Source organism: Microbacterium candidum (assembly GCF_030315975.1).
GTDB classification, from domain to species: Bacteria; Actinomycetota; Actinomycetes; order Actinomycetales; family Microbacteriaceae; genus Microbacterium; species Microbacterium candidum.
Map to the genome: position 1 here is coordinate 22,909 of NZ_JASXSZ010000005.1, position 3,838 is coordinate 26,746.

Consider the following 3,838-nt stretch of genomic DNA (forward strand, 5'->3'; position numbering starts at 1 on the left):
CCGCTCACCCCGACACGCCCAGGACGGCCTGTGCGATCGTGAAGATCAGCAGCCCGGCGATCGCTCCGACGATCGTGCCGTTGAGGCGGATGTACTGCAGGTCGCGGCCGACCATGAGCTCGATCTTCTCGGTCGTCTCCGCCGGATCCCAGCGCTCGACGGTGTCGGTGATGATCGAGGCGATGTCGTGGCGGTAGCGGTCGACGAGCACGACGGCGGTGTCGGAGACCCACCCATCGACACGGTGCTGGAGCGCCGCATCCGTCGCCAGCCGGCCGCCGACCTCCGCGATCGCCTCCGCCGCACGGCGGCGCAGGGCGCTGTCCGGATCGGCGAGCGACGCGAGGAGCCCGGTCTTCGCGGCGTTCCACGCCTGCGCGGCGAGTTCGCGCACGCGCGGTGAGTCGAAGACCGCGAGCTTCGCGTCCTCCACGCGGCCGATCGTCGCAGGGTCGTGCTGCAGATTGTTCGCGAGGCGGGCGAGGTACCCATCGATGGCGTGGCGGGCGGGATGCTGCGGATCGGCCTGGACCGCGTGCGCGAAGGTCAGCGCCTCCTTGTAGACGGTGTCGTCGACGAACCGGTGCGCGACCGACGGCACCCAGGACGGCAGGCGACGGGAGACGAGGCCGTCGAACGATGCCTTGTTCCCCTCGAGCCACGTCGTGATCGAGTCGATCGCGAGGTCGACGGCGCCGTGGTGGGCCCCGGCATCCACCACGTGTTCGAGCCACTCGCCCGCGGGCGGTCCCCACTCCGGCACGATGAGATGCTCGCGTGCGAGCCCGGCCAGGACCTCCTGCACGTCCTCGTCGCTGAGCGCGCGCAGGATGCCGGCGGCGGCAGCGGAGGCCTCGGACCCCACCCGCTCCGCGTGCCCGGGCACTTGGAGCCATTCGCCGAGACGCCGCGCGACAGAGGTCGCCTCGAGCTTCGCGCGCACGACGTCGCCGGACAGGAAGTTGGTCTCGACGAACTCCCCGAGCGTGCGGCCGATCTCGTCCTTGCGCGTCGGGATGATCGCCGTGTGCGGGATGGGGATGCCGAGCGGATGCCGGAACAGAGCCGTGACCGCGAACCAGTCGGCGAGGGCGCCGACCATGCCGCCCTCTGCGGCGGCGCGGACGTAGGCGAGCGCGGGGAAGCGGTCCTGCAGCGCGAAGGCGATGACGAACACGATCGAGAGGAGGATCAGCGCGCTGAGGGCGATGCCCTTCATGACCCGCAGGCCGCGCAGCCTCTCCTGGTCGGCGGGGCTCAGGAGTGCCGTCGGGGTGCGCGCCATGTCGTCATCCTGCCACGCGGTCCTGCCGAGGGCGCTGCGGGGTACCCTTTCCCCGTGATCGAAGACATCAAGAAGCGCGCCCTGCACCGCACCGCGATCATCGAGGGCCAGGTGCGCGGGCTCGCCCGGATGATCGAGAACGAGGACTACTGCATGGACATGATCGGGCAGTCCCGTGCGATCCAGAAGGCGCTCGACTCGCTCAACAAGCTCCTGCTCGAGAACCACCTGCGCACGCATGTATCCCATATGTTCGAGATGGGCGGCGACCAGAGGGAGAAGGCCGTCGCCGAGCTGCTGAAGGCGTTCGACTTCGAAAGCCGCTCGTAAATCATCAAATCTGGATGAAGACGCCGGGCAGGCCGTCACACGAGAATTCTCTCGTGAAGAGACCATCGTCGCGCCGCCTGGGAGTCTCTGCGGCATCTGCTGTCGTCATCGCCCTGGCCGTCGTCGGCTCGCTCGCCGGAGTGGCCGCATGGTCCGCGCCTGCCGCCGCGGGCGCGTCGGCATCCAGCGAGGCGTCCGGAGAGAAGAGCATCTTCGACCCGCACGACGGCCACTACTGCGACGGATGCCAGCCGCCGCTGGACTACCAGGGCGGCCCGACGATGGATACGCAGACCATCGAGGTGATCCCGATCTTCTGGCAGCCGGATGGTGCGGAGCCCTTCCCCGCCGGCTACGTCGACGGGATCAACCAGTACGTCACGGATGTCGCCGCAGCCAGCGGACATAACGACAACGTCTACTCCGTGGCAAACGAGTACTACGACGAGTCCAGCGGGGCGAAGACGGCGCTCACCTACAACATCACGGCGGGGACGCCGCTGACGGACACCACGGCGTTCCCGGACACCGGGTGCACGTCGGATTCCGCCGCGACGCCGATCTGCATCACCGACGATCAGCTGCGCACCGAGCTCGCCCAGTTCATCAAGGATCAGGGTCTTCCGACCGGCATGGGCGAGTTCTATCCGGTGTTCTTCCCGCCCGGGGTGCAGACGCAGGATCGCGACGGCACGACGTCCAATTCGAGCTATTGCGGCTACCACCGGATGTTCGGGGATGCGTCACAGGAGATCGTCTACGGCAACGAGCCGTTCGAGGAGGCGAACTGCGACGGCGGCCAGAGCCCGAACGGGAGCCTCGCGCTGGACGGCGGGATCAGCACCCTCAGCCACGAGCTCGTCGAGGCGATGACGGATCCGAACGGTGACACCCCGGCGTGGCTGGACGCCACGGCGCACGAGATCGGCGACATCTGCGCTGAGGACTACGGAACGGCTCTCGGCTCGACCGACCCGGCGAACCCGTTCACGACCGAGTACAACCAGGTCATCAACGGCCACAAGTACTACACCCAGACCGAGTTCAGCAACGCCGCGTTCAAGAAGTACGGCCCGGGATTCGGGTGCGCCCAGAGCGCGCAGCAGGCGTCGGCCGACCCGTCGAAGTCCCCGGAGGACATCGCGCAGGTCTTCTCGGACGTGACCCCGAACATGACGAGTCACGGGAACGAGCCGGTCGACGTCAGCGTCACCGTGATCAACCGCGCCGGCGACGCCGTCGAGGGGGATCGGGTGTCGTTCTCCACTTACGCGGTGTCCGGCGACGGCAGCTGCGGCCAGTTCGGCGACGCATCCGCGATGACCGATGCGCAGGGGAACGCCACCACGACCTACACCGGCAGCTCGGGCACGGTCACCTGCGCCCTCGTCGCTCTCGAAGCCAAGGGCGGGCACTCCTCGATCAGCCGTGTCTATCAGGGGAAGGCGGCCGAGACCGCCCCCCAGGCGACCGACACGTTCCCGGCGACGCTCGAACCGGGCGGGTTCGAGAAGTCGTTCACGACGACGTTCACGAACCCCACCAAGGAGACCATCCACAGCGCGCAGGTGGAGTTGGACGTGTTCCCCGCCGACAAGGCGACGGTCGCGGTCGACAGCGCGGACCTGCGGCTCACGGCCTCGACGACCGGCCCCGGCGGCCCGTTCGTGCCGGTGGACCTCACCGGATCGACGAAGGACGGCGGTGCGGTGTTCGGCATCGTCGACCCGGGTGACGGGCTGACCCTCGAGCCGCACAGCGAGCTGACGGTCTACTTCCGGATGGGCGTCGCCGACGGCGTTCCGACGCACGAGGCTCCGCAGGTCGCCCTCGAGGCGTACCTCGACCAGGTCAACGCCGCCTCGGGTGCGGGCACGACCATCGCGGACACCTATGCCTCTGATGTGCGGCTCGTAGGCGCCACGCCGTGGTACCTCGATCCGCGACTGATCGTGGGCGTCGTGGTCGGGCTCATCGCGATCGGAGCCGGCGCCTTCGTCGTGTACCGCCGGCACGAGTCGCGCCCCTGAATCCCGCGGAAACACGGCAATATTCCGCGAGCGGCATGTTGCCGTGCGCTTCCGATCGTGCGTTCGCGGCGGTGTGCCGGGGGTGAGGACGTAAGTCCCCTTGCGGGCGGATTCCCCACAGGTCTAAGTTCATGAATCGTTCCGGGTCAGGGCCGGGACGATCAGGTTCTGCGACCGAGTCTTTGGGGACGTG

3 protein-coding genes are annotated in these 3,838 nt (G+C 68.4%); 2 read left to right on the plus strand and 1 reads right to left on the minus strand.

Annotated features, from left to right (window positions below):
* Positions 1–4: 4 nt before the first annotated feature.
* Entirely contained in the window at positions 5–1,285 is a 1,281-nt protein-coding gene (locus QSV35_RS14840; protein WP_286289583.1) for a DUF445 domain-containing protein, read from the minus strand.
* 54 nt (positions 1,286–1,339) lie between these two features.
* Between QSV35_RS14840 and QSV35_RS14845 the strand changes: the two genes are divergently transcribed.
* Both QSV35_RS14845 and QSV35_RS14850 read left to right on the plus strand, forming a co-directional pair.
* Positions 1,340–1,615: a metal-sensitive transcriptional regulator gene (locus tag QSV35_RS14845; RefSeq protein WP_286289584.1), complete on the plus strand. Its 276-nt coding sequence runs from the start codon at positions 1,340–1,342 to the stop codon at positions 1,613–1,615.
* A gap of 53 nt (positions 1,616–1,668) precedes the next feature.
* The gene (locus tag QSV35_RS14850) at positions 1,669–3,645 is read left to right on the plus strand and encodes a hypothetical protein (RefSeq protein WP_286289585.1); all 1,977 of its coding nucleotides are present in this window, start codon (positions 1,669–1,671) and stop codon (positions 3,643–3,645) included.
* The last annotated feature ends 193 nt before the right edge of the window (positions 3,646–3,838 follow it).